The organism is Nonomuraea sp. NPDC047897 (assembly GCF_043204415.1).
GTDB lineage: Bacteria > Actinomycetota > Actinomycetes > Streptosporangiales > Streptosporangiaceae > Nonomuraea.
Map to the genome: position 1 here is coordinate 163957 of NZ_JBIDCC010000004.1, position 15040 is coordinate 178996.

The 15040-nt window shown below is 74.5% G+C and carries 13 protein-coding genes and 3 pseudogenes; 11 read left to right on the top strand and 5 right to left on the bottom strand.

Going from position 1 to position 15040, the window contains the following annotated elements; translation table 11 throughout:
* The first annotated feature begins 24 nt into the window (after positions 1 to 24).
* Together ACGF0J_RS10710 and ACGF0J_RS10715 are read left to right on the top strand one after the other, a co-directional pair.
* Entirely contained in the window at positions 25 to 723 is a 699-nt protein-coding gene (locus tag ACGF0J_RS10710) for a response regulator transcription factor (RefSeq protein WP_393144242.1), read from the top strand.
* A complete protein-coding gene (locus tag ACGF0J_RS10715) occupies positions 720 to 1844 on the top strand; it encodes a sensor histidine kinase (protein ID WP_393144244.1) in 1125 nt (374 codons plus the stop codon). Before ACGF0J_RS10710 ends, ACGF0J_RS10715 begins: the two co-directional genes overlap by 4 nt.
* Positions 1845 to 1937: 93 nt before the next feature.
* On the opposite strand, the gene ACGF0J_RS10720 is transcribed toward ACGF0J_RS10715, so the two are convergent.
* Positions 1938 to 2330, bottom strand: a complete 393-nt coding sequence (locus tag ACGF0J_RS10720) for a hypothetical protein (protein WP_393144246.1) — start codon at positions 2328 to 2330, stop codon at positions 1938 to 1940.
* 221 nt (positions 2331 to 2551) lie between these two features.
* Here ACGF0J_RS10720 and ACGF0J_RS10725 point away from each other — a divergent pair, with 221 nt between their 5' ends.
* From ACGF0J_RS10725 to mptB, 3 genes and pseudogenes are all read left to right on the top strand, one after another.
* Entirely contained in the window at positions 2552 to 2899 is a 348-nt protein-coding gene (locus tag ACGF0J_RS10725; protein ID WP_393144248.1) for an STAS domain-containing protein, read from the top strand.
* The gene (locus ACGF0J_RS10730) at positions 2896 to 3666 is read left to right on the top strand and encodes a glycosyltransferase family 2 protein (protein WP_393144250.1); all 771 of its coding nucleotides are present in this window, start codon (positions 2896 to 2898) and stop codon (positions 3664 to 3666) included. The genes ACGF0J_RS10725 and ACGF0J_RS10730 overlap by 4 nt, the downstream gene beginning before the upstream one ends.
* A gap of 302 nt (positions 3667 to 3968) precedes the next feature.
* A pseudogene (gene mptB, locus ACGF0J_RS10735) lies at positions 3969 to 5018 on the top strand (polyprenol phosphomannose-dependent alpha 1,6 mannosyltransferase MptB); the annotation flags it as partial.
* A 178-nt stretch (positions 5019 to 5196) separates the two neighbouring features.
* On the opposite strand, the gene ACGF0J_RS10740 reads toward mptB, so the two are convergent.
* Positions 5197 to 7431 (bottom strand): hypothetical protein, encoded by a 2235-nt coding sequence (locus tag ACGF0J_RS10740; RefSeq protein WP_393144252.1) that lies wholly within the window; start codon positions 7429 to 7431, stop codon positions 5197 to 5199.
* Between the two features lie 58 nt (positions 7432 to 7489).
* On the opposite strand from ACGF0J_RS10740, the gene ACGF0J_RS10745 reads away from it, so the two are divergent.
* Genes ACGF0J_RS10745 through pheA form a run of 3 tightly spaced genes read left to right on the top strand, consistent with a single transcriptional unit; the run spans position 7490 to position 10063 of the window.
* A complete protein-coding gene (locus ACGF0J_RS10745) occupies positions 7490 to 8713 on the top strand; it encodes a glycosyltransferase 87 family protein (protein ID WP_393144254.1) in 1224 nt (407 codons plus the stop codon).
* 1 nt (position 8714) lies between these two features.
* Positions 8715 to 9140, top strand: coding sequence for a DUF4446 family protein (locus tag ACGF0J_RS10750; protein ID WP_393144256.1), 426 nt, complete (start codon positions 8715 to 8717; stop codon positions 9138 to 9140).
* 2 nt (positions 9141 to 9142) lie between these two features.
* Entirely contained in the window at positions 9143 to 10063 is a 921-nt protein-coding gene (pheA, locus tag ACGF0J_RS10755; RefSeq protein ID WP_393144258.1) for a prephenate dehydratase, read from the top strand.
* Between the two features lie 128 nt (positions 10064 to 10191).
* On the opposite strand, the gene ACGF0J_RS10760 is transcribed toward pheA, so the two are convergent.
* On the bottom strand, positions 10192 to 10500 hold the full coding sequence (locus ACGF0J_RS10760; RefSeq protein ID WP_393144989.1) for a hypothetical protein: 309 nt from the start codon (positions 10498 to 10500) through the stop codon (positions 10192 to 10194).
* Between ACGF0J_RS10760 and ACGF0J_RS10765 the strand changes: the two are divergent.
* Positions 10423 to 10701: pseudogene (locus tag ACGF0J_RS10765) on the top strand (M64 family metallopeptidase); the annotation flags it as partial. The gene ACGF0J_RS10760 and the pseudogene ACGF0J_RS10765 overlap by 78 nt on opposite strands.
* Positions 10702 to 10777: 76 nt before the next feature.
* A pseudogene (locus tag ACGF0J_RS10770) lies at positions 10778 to 11143 on the top strand (M64 family metallopeptidase); the annotation flags it as partial.
* Positions 11144 to 11208: 65 nt separating this feature from the next.
* Here the strand turns inward: ACGF0J_RS10770 and ACGF0J_RS10775 are convergent.
* Positions 11209 to 12165 carry a LysR family transcriptional regulator gene (locus tag ACGF0J_RS10775; RefSeq protein WP_393144260.1) on the bottom strand — a complete coding sequence of 319 codons (957 nt, stop codon included), beginning with the start codon at positions 12163 to 12165 and terminating at the stop codon, positions 11209 to 11211.
* Between the two features lie 63 nt (positions 12166 to 12228).
* Between ACGF0J_RS10775 and serS the strand changes: the two genes are divergently transcribed.
* Positions 12229 to 13491 (top strand): serine--tRNA ligase, encoded by a 1263-nt coding sequence (gene serS / locus ACGF0J_RS10780; RefSeq protein WP_393144262.1) that lies wholly within the window; start codon positions 12229 to 12231, stop codon positions 13489 to 13491.
* Here serS and ACGF0J_RS10785 read toward each other — a convergent pair.
* Positions 13455 to 14969 (bottom strand): hypothetical protein, encoded by a 1515-nt coding sequence (locus tag ACGF0J_RS10785; protein WP_393144264.1) that lies wholly within the window; start codon positions 14967 to 14969, stop codon positions 13455 to 13457. The genes serS and ACGF0J_RS10785 overlap by 37 nt on opposite strands.
* Between the last annotated feature and the right edge of the window lie 71 nt (positions 14970 to 15040).

Genomic DNA, 15040 nt, shown 5'->3' on the forward strand with positions numbered 1-15040 from the left:
GCCGTCCGGCCGTACCGTGAAGAGGTGAACACGCGCATCCTCCTCGTCGAGGACGACCCCACCGTGGCCGAGGTGGTGGCGCGCTACCTGGAGCGCGACGGCCACGAGGTCGAGTGCGTCGGCGACGGGGCGGAGGCGCTGCGGCGGGCGCTGGCCCGGCCGCCCGACCTCATGGTGCTCGACCTGATGCTGCCCGGCCTCGACGGCCTGCAGGTGTGCCGCAAACTGCGCGAACGCCGGCCCGTACCGGTCATCATGCTGACCGCCCTGGGTGAGGAGATCGACCGGGTGGTGGGTCTGGAGACGGGCGCCGACGACTACGTGACCAAACCGTTCAGCCCGCGCGAGCTGGCCCTGCGCGTCCAGTCGGTGCTGCGGCGGGCGCGCGGGGCGTCCGTGCCGGCCGGCACGGGGGTGCTGCGCGACGCCGGCCTGGTCGTCGACGTGGGAGCGCACGAGGTGCGGCTGGACGGCGAGGAGGTGCAGCTGACCGCCCGCGAGTTCGACCTGCTGGCCTACCTGATGCGCAACCCCCGCCAGGCGTTCAGCCGGTCGGCGCTGCTGGACCAGGTGTGGGGCTGGTCGTTCGGCGACTCCTCGACGGTGACCGTGCACGTCAGGCGGCTGCGGGAGAAGATCGAGCCCGATCCGACCGAGCCGCGCAGGATCGTCACCGTGTGGGGCGTCGGCTACCGCTACGAGCCGCTGGAGGCGGCGGGATGACCGGGCCCGGCGGGCCCGCGAAGGCCGCCGTGATGGGCGACCTGGGGGTGATCGTCGCGGTCACCGCCGGGCTCGGGCTGGTGGTGGCCGTGCTCGGCGTGTGGGCGATGTGGGCGCTGCGCAGGCGGTCCATCGGCGTGATGCTGGCCGTCGTCATGGTGGTGTCCGTCACCGCGACGCTGGCGGGCGTGGTGGCCATCACGCTCATGATGATCATCGAGGGCCGGGTGCGCGACATCGTGCTCAGCGTGGTGGCCGTGGCCGGGCTGGTGGGGCTCGGGGTGGCGTTCGTGCTGGCCAGACGGGTCGTGGGAGAGAGCAGGCGGCTCGCGGCGGCCGTCCGGCGACTGCCGTTCACCGCGCCGCGCGGGCTGCCCGCCGAGCTCCAGACGATCGCCGACACCCTGGAGGAGGCGAACGCCCGCGAGCGCGCCCTGGAGGAGGCGCGGCGCGAGCTGGTGGCCTGGGTCAGCCACGACCTGCGCACCCCCCTCGCCGGGATGCGGGCCATGGCCGAGGCGCTGGAGGACGGGGTGGTGGCCGATCCGGCGACCGTCACCCGCTACCACGCGCAGATCAGGCTGGAGGTCGAACGCCTCTCGGCGATGGTGGACGACCTGTTCGAGCTGTCACGCATCCACGCCGGGGCGCTGCGCCTCTCCCGGGCCAGGATCGGGCTGTCCGACCTGGTGGCCGACACCGTCGCCGGAGCGGAGCCGCTGGCCCGCGCCAAAGGCGTCCGGCTGGCCGCCGAGGCGGGGCAGGCCGTGCCCGTGGAGGCCGACGCCGGAGCGCTCGGCCGGGCGCTGGGCAACCTCGTGGTCAACGCGATCCGCCACACGCCCGCCGACCGGACCGTCACGCTGCGGGCCGGAGTCGAGGAGGGGATGGCCTGCGTGTCGGTCTCCGACTGCTGCGGCGGGATCCCGGCCGCGGACCTGCCGCGGGTGTTCGACGTGGCGTTCAGGGGCGAGGCCGCCCGGACGCCGACGCCCGACGGGGGAGCCGGGCTCGGCCTGGCGATCGCCCAGGGCATCGTCGAGGCCCACGATGGGATGATCGGCGTGGTCAACGACGGGCCCGGGTGCCGTTTCGAGATCCGGCTCCCCCTGGTGCGCTGATCGGCGGCGGCGAGTGGCGCGCGCGGCTCGGTGCGCGCCCGCCGAGGCGATCAGACGTCATGCGGACGTCATGGGGACGTCGTGGCGGGGCTCTCAGGCGGACTCCGGCGAGAAGGCCGTGCCGAACGCCTCCGACATCGCCCGGAACGTCGGGCAGGGCCAGCGCCACATGCAACTCCGGCACCGCAGGATGGGATGCGCGGTGTCGCTCGTGATGCCGCCCGCGTCGCGAGGCTGGTGCAGGTCGAGCAGCCTCAGGGTGAGCTCGGTGAACGTGATCAGGTCTTCGCGGGCCCCGGACAGGAAGTCGAGGTCCTCGACCGCCAGCCGGGTGCGCACGGGGACGAATCCCTCGTGGTTGACCAGGCAGCGCAGGCGCCCCGCCTCCTCCTGCCAGGAGGCGGCCTTCTCGGTGCGGATGAGGATGGTCTCCAGATGTTCGCGGAGCCGTTGACGCTGAGGATCTTCGGGTTGTTCAGTGTTCATCGCGTTACGCGGGCCCGTGTCCGCCCAGCCCCTCCTTCTCGGTGAGAGTGGTGACCGGATGCGGAGGTGCCGGGCCGCCCCCTTCCGGCCGTGCCGGTGTCACACCGTCAAGCTTCGCGTACTCTCCGTCTCCATGGAGCCCAAACTGATGACAAAAACCGGTGGTTACCCTCTCGGCGTGACAACGTGACCCCGGCGCTCCGCGCCGCTAGCCTGCCCCTGTGGAGCTCAAGGTCTCGACCCGATCACATGCCGGCCATGCACTCGTTGCGATCTCCGGCGAAATCGACCTCTATACGGCACCCCACCTGCAGTCGGAGTTCACCCGACTGCTGCAGGACGGGCCCAGCCGCGTGGTCATCGACATGTCCGGCGTGGATTTCTGCGACTCCACGGGGATGAACGTCCTGCTGTCGGCGCTCAAACGGATGAAGGAGCGCGGCGGCTCCCTCCACGTGGCCGCTCCCCGGCCGGCCGTACGCAAGATCCTGCAGGTCACCGGGCTCGACTCGGTGTTCACCGTGCACGACGAGGTGCCGCAGGAGTTCCTCATCGCCGAGGGATCATGACGGCCGGCGACCCCGGTGTGACCGACGCCACGGACGGCCCGGCCGGCGGCGACACCGCGGTGGTGGTGCCCGCCAAGGACGAGGCCCACCGCATCGGCGCCACCGTCACGGCGGCCCTGGCCCTGCCGGGCGTCGACCTCGTGGTCGTCGTCGACGACGGCTCGGCCGACCAGACCGGCAGGGTCGCGCGGGCGGCCGGGGCACGGGTCGTGCGCCACAGCCGCAACCGCGGCAAGGCCGCCGCCATGGAGACCGGCGCCGAGGCCGTCCGGCTGCTCGACGGCCCGACGCCACGCCACTTACTCTTCCTCGACGCCGACCTCGGCGACACGGCGGCCGCGGCGGCCGCCCTCGTCGCGCCGGTCCGCGCGGGCGAGGCCGACATGACGATCGCCGTCTTCGCCACCCGGGTCAAGCTCGGCGGCCACGGCATGGTCGTCCGGCTGGCGCGTGACGGCATCCGCCGCGCCACGGGGTTCGAGGCCCGGCAGCCGCTCAACGGCCAGCGCTGCCTCACCCGCGACGCCTTCGAGGCCGCCCGGCCGCTCGCCCACGGTTTCGGCGTGGAGACCGGGCTGACCATCGACCTGCTGCGCAAGGGGTTCCGCGTGAGGGAGGTCGAGGTCGAGATGAGCCACCGCGCCACGGGCACCGACTGGCGCGCCCAGCTCCACCGCGCCAGGCAGCTCAGGGACGTGGGGCTGGCCCTGGCGGCCCGCGAGCCGCTCATCGCCCAAAACCTCAACAAACTTCGCGCCAACCGCTGATCCGCTCCACGCAAACCACCCAAACCCCGCCGCCCGCCGCCCGCCGCCCGCCGCCCGCCGCCCGCCGCCCGCCGCCCGCCGCCCGCCGCCCGCCGCCCGCCGCCCGCCGCCCGCCGCCCGCCGCCCTGCCGCCTGCTGCCCGCTGCCCTGCGCGGGCCCGGGCGGCGGTGTGCTGGAATTTGCGGGTGAGAGTCGAGACGCGCGCCGCGGGACGCGGCACCTGGGCGGCGAGAGCCGCCATGGCGGCGATCGGCGGCTCGATCCTGCTGACGATCCTCATCGGCCTCCTCGGGCCGTCCGCGATGGTGCCCGCGCTGGGCGGCACCGCCTGGCTGCCGCCGTTCGCGACGGCGGCCGGGCCGGGGCCGCACCTCGCGGTCGGGCTGGCCGCCGCCGCCGTCCTGCTCGGCGGGCTGGGCACGCTGGCCGGCCTGCGCACGCTGCGCGACGGCCGGTCGGCCGGCCGGCTCGTGGCGCTGGGCTGCGCCGCCGCCGGGTTGCTCGCGTTCCTGCCGCCGTCCGGCTCCGGCGACCACCTCAACTACGCCGCGTACGGGCGCATGGTGACCCTCGGCGTCAACCCGTACACGCACGGCGCGGCCGACCTACCCGGTGACCCCGTCGCCGACGCCGTCGAGGCGCCCTGGCGGGAGGAGCCCAGCGTGTACGGCCCCGTCGCGACGGCGGTGCAGGCGCTGGCGAGCTGGATCGGCGGCGACTCCCTGCGGTTGACGATCTTCGTGCTGGCCCTGGTGAACGCGGCGGCGTTCGTGGTCACGGGGCTGCTCCTCGACCGGTTCACCCGGCACGACCCCCGGCGGAGGCTGCGGGCGGCGCTGCTGTGGACGGCCAACCCGCTGCTGCTGTACCACCTCGTCGCCGGCATGCACGTGGACACGCTGGCCGTGGCCTGCATGGTGGCGGCGCTGCTCGCCCGGGCCCGCCCCGCCGGCTCGGGGCTGCTGCTCGGCCTGGGCGTGGCCGTGAAGGTGAACGCCGGGCTCGTCGCGCTCGGCCCGGCCTGGGAACTGCGGCGCCGGCCGGGGCGGCTGGCGGTGATGGCGGGGGCCGCGCTGGCGGTCGTGGTCGCCGGCTACGCCGTCGCGGGTCTCGACTCCCTCGGCCCGGTGACCCGCACCAGCAAGGCGGTCTCGCACGCCTCGTTCTGGAAGCTCGCGCAGGGCTGGCTGCAGGCGCTCGTCGGCGAGGGCAGCGCCTACCGGGGCGAGATCCAGGCCGGCTCACTGCTCGTGCTCGCGATCGTCGCCTGGTCGCTGCTGCGCCTGGCCGGCAGGACGCACGGCGAGCTCCCGGCCGAGGTGGTGGCCGCGGCACTGGTCACCGCGTACGTGCTCGCCACGCCGTACGTGCTGCCCTGGTACGACGGGATGGCGTTCGCGCTGGTGGCGCTGGTCACGCCGTACGCGTTCGGCGCGGCGCTGGACGGGTTCCTGGTGGCGCACCTGCTCGCGCTGTCGCTGGCCTACCTGCCGGCGCGGGTGGACGTGCTCCCGGCGGACCTGGGCTGGCTCATGACCGTGGTCCGGCCTCAGGTCGTTCCGCCCGTCCTGCTGGCGCTGACGGCTGCGCTGGTGTGCTGGGCGTTCCTGCGGGCGCGAGCCGCAGGGCCCGTACGGACGCCGCCAGTGCCAGCGGCACCGCCACGGTGAGCGCCATGGCCGGGATGGCGATGCCCGAGTCGTTGATCAGGAAGCCGATGAACGCGCAGGTCAGCGCCCCGATCAGGCCCGCGCGCAGCGGCGGGGCGAGGGCGTAGGCCTGGCCGAGGGCGGAGGCTCCCCACCGCGACGGCCGGTCGAGCACCAGGAACAGGAACGCCAGCGCCACCAGCGACAGCAAGGTCAGCGACCAGTTGCCCACGGTCACGCCGACCATCGCGCCGAACTTGCGGCCGATCACGGTCAGCGCCTGGCCGTCGATGACCTGCTGCACGAACGCGCCCAGGTGGGTGCGCCGGGCCGCCGGGCGCAGCCAGTCGAACACCGCGATGGCCCCGATCAGCGCGGCGCCCGCGACCCCCACGAGCAGCAGCTTCACCACCGAGACCCGGCTGCCCGACAGCAGGATCGCGAACACGGCCAGGCCGGTCACGAACGCGGGCACGCCGCCGAAGTCGGCGCCCCACGCCGGCCAGCCGTCGGCGAACACCGCGAGCCCGCCGTAGCCGGCGCACACCAGCAGGGAGACGGACCTGGGCGCGCCCCGCCCGGCCAGCCAGTGCGACACCCCGGCCAGGGCCAGGATGGTGCCCGTCGCGTAGATGGCGAACGCGATGTTGCTGAAGCCGTAGAACCGGCCGCCGGTGACGGGCTCGTAGCCGCTGACCGCGTTCACCTGGAGCGTGGAGCCGGTCATCACGTCCACCAGCATCGCCACCGACGTCACCGCCGCGACCCCCGTCAGCGGCCCCAGCACGTGGCGGCGCCACGGCCCGGCGAACGCCACCCCGGCGATCAGGCCGGCGATCGCGACGATCGTCACGATCAGCGAGAGCATCGGCGCCGGCAGCGTCCACCACGGCACGAGCTGCGCCAGGAACGTGGACACGGCGATCGCCCCGCTCGCCACGGCCACTCCCTGCACGGTGGCCAGCACCCGCGAGGTGGCGGCGTCGTCGCGCGGCGCCCCCGCCTCCCGGCGGCGGCGCAGCGTCAGCGCGGCGAAGACGTAGAAGGCGAGCTGCACGGTGACGAACACGGCGAAGAACGGCCCGCGCACCTCCCGCAGCACCTTGCTGGCCAGGTCGGCGTCCACCAGCTCGGCGACCGTGGCCGCGGGGGTGGCGGGTGCGGGCCCGCCGTTCTGCCAGACGCGGCCGACCACCTCGCGCGGCTGCTCCAGGCCGAGCGCCGCGATCACGGTGGCTGTCACGTCGGAGATGGTGACCAGGGCGTCCTGCCGGGTGGAGCTCGCGGTCAGATGACCGTGCCGGTAGGGCTCGCCGGTGGGCGACGGGCCGGTGGCCAGGGCGAGGTGCAGGTGCGGGCTCGGGGTGACGTCGGAGACGCCGGCCACCAGGACGGTCGTGCCGGCGGGCAGCCGGTCGAGCAGGGCGCCGACGCGGCGGTCCGCCGCCTCCGCCGCCGCCCGCCGGACCTGCGCCGGCATCGTGGCCGGCACGCCGTACTCGTCCAGCGGCCGGGCGGCCCACGCGGCGGCGAGGTCGGGCGCCTCCATGACGACCAGCTCGTACGGCGTGAGGTCGCCGAGGGCCTCCACCGTGCCGGCGTACCCGGCGACGCGGCCGGCCCCGTCGGCGGCGGCCAGCGCGGCCCCCGGCCCGATGGCGGCCACCCTGCCCCCGGCGGCGGTGACCAGCCGGCCGAGGGTGCCGATCCGGGCGTCGTAGCCGGTCGTCGCCTGGTGCGCGGCCAGCTCCGCCCAGCCGGGCACGGCCGCGCCCGCCCCGTCGGGCCGCGGAGCGGGGGCGGGCGGGCAGCCCCGCCCGGCGGTGCCCGCCCGCTGGCCCGCCGACACGGTCAGCCACCCGGCGACGGGGCAGGTGATGCCTCGGTCGGGAGGCGGCACGGCCCGGGTCGACAGGGACGCCGACGCGCCCCGGGCGGCGAGTTCCCACAGACGGGGGGTGCGTGAGGCGTCCACGTCGCTCCACTCCAGCCCGGGAACCCCGATCAGGGCCACCCGCCCGCGGGGCGCGCCCTGGTCGGCTGAGGCGGGAGCCGGCAGGGCCAGGCACGCCAGGACCACGCCCAGGATGAGCGCCCTGAAGGCGGCGTGCGGCATGTGCGGACCCCCGGTGTGTGCGCCTCGACGAATCAAAGCCACGGTAACGTGCCACACCGTGACAGGTGGCGTGGCGCCGTCGTTCCGGCGGCAGTGGTGGCAGTGGGCCCTCGCGGTGATCGTCGTCGCCGTGGCCGTGGCGCCGCTGGTCGAGCACTGGCTGACCAACCCCGACGACCAGCGCCTGGTGGACCTCGACGTCTACCGCACCGGCGGGCAGACGGTGCTGGAGGGCCGGCCGGTCTACGACTTCGTCACGCCCGCGCCGCAGCTCCTGCCGTTCACCTACCCGCCGATCGCGGCGATGCTGGCCACGCTGCTCGCGCTCATGTCGTGGGAGACCGCCCAGTGGGTGTGGACGGCCGGGATCTACGCGGCCCTCGCCGTCACCGTGGGGTACGCCTTCCGCGAGACGCTGGGCAGACACGCGCCGTGGGTGTTCGCGTTCGCCATGGTCGCCTGCGCGTACCTGATGCCGATCCGCGACCAGGTGCGGTTCGGGCAGGTGGACATCCTGCTCGTGGCGCTGTGCCTGGCCGACTGCGTGGCCAGGCGGCCGTGGTGGCCGCGCGGGTTCTGGATCGGGCTGGCCGTCGCGATCAAGCTCACCCCCGGCGTCTTCCTCGTCTACCTGCTGGTGACGCGGCAGTGGCGGACGCTGTCCATGGCGACGTTCACCGCCGCGCTGCTGTCGCTGCTGCCGTTCGCGGTGCTGCCGCGCGACGCCGCTCAGTTCTGGTTCTCGGCGCTGCTCGATCCGGGCCGCGTCGGCTCCAACGCGGCCACCACCAACCAGTCCGTCCGCGGCATGCTCATCCGGCTGTACCTGCCCGACACGCTGACGTCCCTCATCTGGGTGGCGGTGGTGGCCGTGGTCGCCTGGTACGGCTTCCGCGCGGCCCGTGACGCCTACCGGGCGAACGACGCGATGACGGCCGTGGCGCTGGTCGGGCTGATGGCCGTGCTGCTGTCGCCGGTCGCCTGGATCCACCATCTGGCCTGGGTCGTCGTGGTGCTGGGCGCGATCGTGGGCGACGGGCGCGACCCGGTCCGGCTGCGGGTCGCCGCCGGGGTGTGGCTCTTCTACGTGGTGCCGGTGCCCTGGTGGGGGGTGGCGCTGAAGGCCGCCGAGATCCCCGTGCTCAGCCCGGTGCTCGGCAAGATCGTGCAGAACGGCTACGGGCTGGGCGCGCTGGCCCTGGTCTGGCTGCTGGCGCGCTGGCTGCCGGGTCGTCGCGCCGAAAGCGTTCCGGCGCCGTTGACCGGGCATTACTCTCTGTAGTGTGTTGATTGCCGTGTGGGTGGGCGCGGTCGCGGGGTTCGGTGGCGCGGTCATGGGCTACCTCGCGCTCAGGCGGGCCAGGGCCGAGATCGACGACTGCCGCAGGCAGCTCGTCCGGGCCGCGGGCGGCGGCGGAGACCTGCGGGCCATCCGTGACGTGGCCGTCTGCCGCTACGACGCGCTGGAGGAGATGACCGGCCGGCTGTCGTTCTCCATCGCCATGATCAACGGGTTGGGCGACGGCATCGTGCTGACCTCCATCAACGGCAGGTCCGAGACCCGCACCTACGTACGCGCCATCACCGGGGGCCGGGGCGAGCAGCCGCTGGCGCCCGAGGAGGAGGAAGCCGTGCGCGCCGCCCGGCTCGGGCTCGGACCCGTCGTCGCAAAGCCGCGCGCATCGCGACAACCTGCGGATACTCTGTAACCATGCCCAGACTCGCCTACCTGGGACCCGAGGGCACCTTCACCGAGGAAGCCCTGCGGCTCCTGGACCCGGGCGCGGAGCGCCTGCCCTGCGCCAACGTGCCCGCCGCGCTCGCCGCCGCGCGGGCCGGCGAGGCCGACGGCGCCGTGGTCCCGCTCGAGAACTCCGTCGAGGGCGCCATCACCACGACCCTCGACGAGTTCGCCTGGGGTGAGCCGCTGCTCATCACGGCCGAGCTGCTGCTGCCGGTGCGGTTCTCGCTGCTGGCCCGGCCCGGCACCGAGATCCCGCACATCAAGCGGGTCTACACCCACCCCGCGGCGATCACCCAGAGCCGCGCCTTCGTCGCCCGCGAGCTGCCCGACGCCGTCGTGGTCGCCGCGCCGTCCACGGCCGCCGCGGCCCAGGAGGTCGCGCTGCCCGGCTCGCCGTACGACGCGGCCATCGCCGCCCCCATCGCGGGCGAGCACTACGGGCTGGTCGAGCTGGCCGGCGACATCGGCGACCGGACCGACACGGTGACCAGGTTCGTCAAGGTCAACCGGCCCGGTCCGCTGCCCGCGCCCACCGGCTCCGACCGCACCTCCCTCGTCGTCTTCCTCGCCGACGACCACCCGGGCGCGCTGCTGGAGATGCTGACGGAGTTCTCCGTGCGCGGCGTCAACCTGAGCCGCATCGAGTCGCGGCCCACCGGCGACGGCATCGGCCGCTACTTCTTCCACTTCGACTTCGAGGGGCACGTCGCCGACGCCCGCGTCGGCGAGGCCATCGCGGGCCTGCACCGCATCTGCGGCGAGGTGCGCTTCCTCGGCAGCTATCCGCGCGCCGACGGCGTCGCGCCGCAGATCAAGCACGGCACCTCCGACACCGAGTTCGCCGAGGCGGCCGGCTGGCTGGCCCGCGTGCGCGCCGGCCAGGTCTGACGGGCCGGCGGGCGGCATAACCGGGGAGTTATCCACAAGCGGGATTACTCCCCGCCTCGGGGCTCGGTCAGCCTTGGGGGGACGTCAAACGCCTCCCTCAAGGAGATGCCGTGCGCCACACCCCCCGATTAGCGGCCGTCGTCCTGGTCGCCGCCGCGCTCCTCGCCGCCCCCGGCCCGGCCGCCGCGCAGCCGCCGCCCACCGAGCCCGTCGAGTGGGTGGAGGTCTTCGCCCCCGACGGCACGATCGAGCGGGTCGAGGTCCCCGAGCGGACCGAGCCCCGCACCGCCCGCAGCGCGGCCGCGCCGCCCACCGTGGTCGCCCTCCAGCGGACGGGCCCCTCCGACCGGCGCTTCGACCTGGTCTTCGTCGGCGACGGCTACACCGCGGCCGAGCTGGGAACCTTCCGCAACCACGTGGCGGGCAAGTGGGCCCACATGGTCACGGTGGAGCCCTTCCGGTCGTACAAGGACTCGTTCAACGTCTGGATGGTCAACGTCGTCTCACCCGAGTCGGGCGTGGACCACGACCCCTACCGGGGCGTCTACCGCGACACCGCGCTGGGCATGGGGTTCTGGTGCGCGAACATGCAGCGCCTGCTGTGCGTGAACGAGCGCGTCGCACGCTCCTACGCCGCCCACGCTCCCGAGGCGGACCAGGTGATCGCGCTGGCCAACTCCACCACGTACGGGGGGGGCCGGCGGCGGCGTCGCCACCGCCTCGGGCGGCAACCCCCAGTCGGGGTGGATCACGGTGCACGAGCTGGGCCACTCGGTCGGCGGCCTGGGCGACGAGTACGACTCCCCCTACGACCGCTACAGCGGGCCGGAACCGGCCGAGCGGAACATCAGCGTCCACGCGTCCGCGCAGATGTCGGCCTACCGGCTGAAGTGGTACGCCTACCTCGGCCGGCCGACCCCCGACGGCGGCGTCATCGGCACCTACGCGGGCGCCCACCAGTACCGCACCGGCATCCACCGGCCGTCCCAGGACTCGCTCATGCGCACCCTGGGCAAACCGTTCAACAGCGTCGGCCTGGACATCATGATCGCGGCCATCCGGGCCCGCACCGGGGCCTGACGCCCCGGTGACCGCCCCCGGCGCAGGGCGCGGTGCCCGTCTCCGGATGGCGGCGGGCACCGTCGTCACCGCTGGTCGGCGGCGGTCGGCCCGGATCCCTGGCGGGCGAGCCAGGCGGTGTAGTGCCGGCACGCGTCCAGCGCCTCCTGGTGCGCCCGGGTGGCCAGGCGCGTCAGGAGATCGCCGTGCCGCGCGAGCGGACCGTCACGCCGCCAGGCGACGAGGTGCCGCATCCACAGCGGCGTGCCGGAGATCGGCAGGACCGCGATGTCGTCGTCGGCGGCGAACGTGGCCTGGCAGGGCGACAGGGCCCGGTGGCGCGCGACGAGCTCGCGGATCATGCCCGTCTCGACCATGAGGTGCGGCACCCGCGGCGTGAACCCGGCCTCGCGGCAGGCGGCGGTGAAGCACTCCGGCCAGCCCACCCCGTCGGGCGGCGACAGCACCCAGTCCGCTTCCGCCAGGTCGGCCAGTGGCACCTCGGGCCGTCCGGAGAGCGGATGCCGGCTGCTCATCGCGACGAACACCGGCTCCACGCCCACGGTCCGCGTCTCGACCGAGGGCACCGACGGCAACGGGTGGCCGGGGTAGTCGACCAGCGTGGCGGCGTCCAGCCGGCGGGAGGTCAGCAGGTCGAGCAGCAGCCGCGGGGAGTGCTCCGTCTGCACGGTGACGGCCAGGCCGGGGACCTCGAACAGCCGCGTGAGCAGCCCGCTGAGCACGGGGTTGGCGTAGCCGCCGATGCGGGCCGGCCCGGACCGGGCGTCGTCGCCGCCGTCGAGCAGGTCGTCCACGATGGCCAGCGCCGCGCGGGCCCGGGTCAACACGAACTGGCCGAACGGCGTCGGCGTGACCCCGTCCCGGCCGCGGCGGAAGATCTGCCCGCCCAGGGCCTCCTCGATGCGCCGCAACTGGGCGGTGAGCGCGGGCTGCGATACGCCGGCCCGGGCGGCGGCCCGGCTGAGGCTGCCGGCGTCGGCGATGGCGCGCAACGCGCGCAGGTGGCGGAGCTCCAGCCGCATCAACCTACTGTAGGCGCCGTATTCGGGAGGCCAACCGCTGTCCGGCACCGGTAGCCTCTTCTTGTGATTGACCTGCGCACCCTTCGTGAGGATCCCGACCGGCTCCGGGCATCGCAGCGTGCCCGAGGCGAGGACGACTCCGTCGTCGACAAGCTGCTCGACCTCGACGAGCGCCGCCGCTCGGCGCTGACCGGCTTCGAGTCGCTGCGCGCGGAGCAGAAGAGCCTCGGCAAGTCGGTCTCCAGGGCGCAGGGCGACGAGAAGGCGGCGCTGCTCGCCCGGGCCAAGGAGCTGGCCGCCGGGGTCAAGGCCGCCGAGGCGGAGGCCGAGCGGCTGGCCGCCGAGCTCGACGAGGTCCTGCAGGCGGTGCCCAACCTCGTCGAGGAGGAGGCGCCCCCCGGCGGCGAGGACGACTACGTCGTGCTGGAGACGCACGGCGAGCCGCGCACGTTCGACTTCGAGCCCAAGGACCACCTGGAGCTGGGCGAGCTGCTCGACGCCATCGACATGGAGCGCGGCGCCAAGGTGGCGGGCTCCCGCTTCTTCTTCCTCAAGGGCGTCGGCGCCCGGCTGCAGCTCGGCCTGCTCAACATGGCCATGCAGCACGCGATCGCGCACGGCTTCATCCCGATGATCACGCCGGTGCTGGTCAAGCCGGAGACCATGCAGGGCACGGGCTTCCACGTGGCCCACGACAAGGAGATCTACCGCCTGCCGGAGGACGACCTCTACCTGGTCGGCACCTCCGAGGTGTCGCTGGCCGGCTACCACGCCCAGGAGATCCTGGCCGCCGACCAGCTCCCGTTGCGCTACGCCGGCTGGTCGTCCTGCTTCCGTCGCGAGGCCGGCTCCTACGGCAAGGACACCAGGGGCATCATCCGCGTCCACCAGTTCGACAAGGTCGAGATGTTCTCCTACTGCCGGCCGGAGGAGGCGCGCGAGGAGCACCAGCGGCTGCTCGGCTGGGAGAAGGAGATGCTGTCCGCCATCGAGGTGCCCTACCGGATCATCGACACGGCCGCGGGCGACCTCGGCATGTCGGCCGCCCGCAAGTTCGACTGCGAGGCGTGGATCCCCACGCAGGGCCGCTACCGCGAGCTGACCTCGACCTCCAACTGCACGGAGTTCCAGGCGCGCCGGCTCGGCGTCCGCTACCGCGACAAGGACGGCAAGCCGCAGCACCTGGCCACGCTCAACGGCACCCTGGCCACCACCCGCTGGATCGTCGCCATCCTGGAGAACCACCAGCAGGCCGACGGCTCGGTCGTGGTGCCCCAGGCGCTGCGCCCCTACGTGGGGCTCGACGTGCTGGAGCCCGCCAAGTAGTCGTCGGGGCCGTGCTCGGCGGCCCGGCGGCTGACGCGCGTGGCGGCCAGGCGCGCCACCGTCGCCGTCGCCGCCGCCAGCACCGCCACGGACAGGCAGGCCGCCAGCGCCACGGCGCCGCCGTAGGAGTCCGGGGTGCCGCGCGCCCAGCCGTGGAAGGGCGCGTACGCGGCGGCGAAGGCGAGCGGTCCGCCCGCCAGGCCGACGAGCAGCGCGCGCCGCCGTGCGCGCCCGGCGGCCGCGAGGGAGAGGCACCCGACGACGCCCAGGAGCGTCGCGGCGCCACCGAGGGCGAGCGCCAGCGGGTCCACGCCGATCCACGAACGGTCGGTGAAGCCGTGCGCGGCGGTGTGGTACAGGCCGCCGCAGCCCAGCACGGCGAGGAGCGTGTACGGCGTGTGCAGCCGCCGCATACCCGTGCCCAGGGCGCCCAGCAGCACGGCCAGGGCGAAGGCGCCCGCCGCTCCACGCTCGCCGTGCACGGGGTCGGTGAGCGGGGGAGCGGTCCCTTCCACCGGCCAGCCGACCAGGCGCCAGCCTCCCGAGACGTCGCGTACCACGATCCCGGCGGCGCCGCAGGCCACCACGACCACGTGCCCGCCCGGCCGGGGCTGCACGGCGAGGCCCCGTGGCCGAAGCGACGAGCGGTCGGCGTTCGGGTACGTCCTGACCAGGACCTCCGTCCGGCCCTCGGAGAGTTCCCACGAGGGGTGCCAGGTGGCGCCGCCGTCGTCGGACTGCTCGACGGCCGGCGGCCCAGGGACGACGCGGTAGCACCGCCGGGGCTGGAACGGCACGCACGCGGCACTCATCGCCTCGGTGGGCCTGGTGTGCCCCGCCCCGGGGGACGGGCCGGCTCCGGGCACGGTCACGGCCTCCTCCCGCCAGGTGCGCCCGCCGTCCGCCGACACCAGGCCCGTCACGCTGTCCCCGGCCTGGAGGAGGTCGGTGAGCACCACGACGCGCTCGCCCTCGACGCGCACGGCGACGGCCGCGGAGGGAAGGGCGTAAGCACTCGTGGCCGTCACGGCGACCACGGCCAGCGGCGCGCCCGCCACCACCCGCCACCGTTCCGCCACGGGCCGCCACCGTCCTGGCTGGGGTCGCGGCCGTGGGCCGAGCGTGCGGCCGCGTACCCACCAGGCGAGGGCGAGTGCGGGGAGGGCCAGGAGGTCCGTGGGATCGGCCAGGACGCGCGACGGGCCGGCCAGGAGTGTCCAGAGATGGGAGGCCGCCTGCGCGCCCGTCTCCGTCGTCTTGACGAGCGTGAAGAGGGCGCCGGTCGTCAGGGTGGCGGCCAGGTCGGCCCGTCGTGCGAGGACGAGGGCCACGAGCGCCGGCGCGACGACGAGTCCGGCGACGTCACTCAGCTTGCCGGTGACGAACCCGGGATGGGCGTGTTTCAGCAGGTGGTCGTTGAGGAGCAGGACGACGGTCGCGACCACGGTCGCGGGGTGACACAACCACGCAAGCCTCATGCCTGGGGGGATCGCGAGGAGGGGGTGGGAGTTCGGCCTGCGGTATGATATGAGTCACATCCGTGACCGAA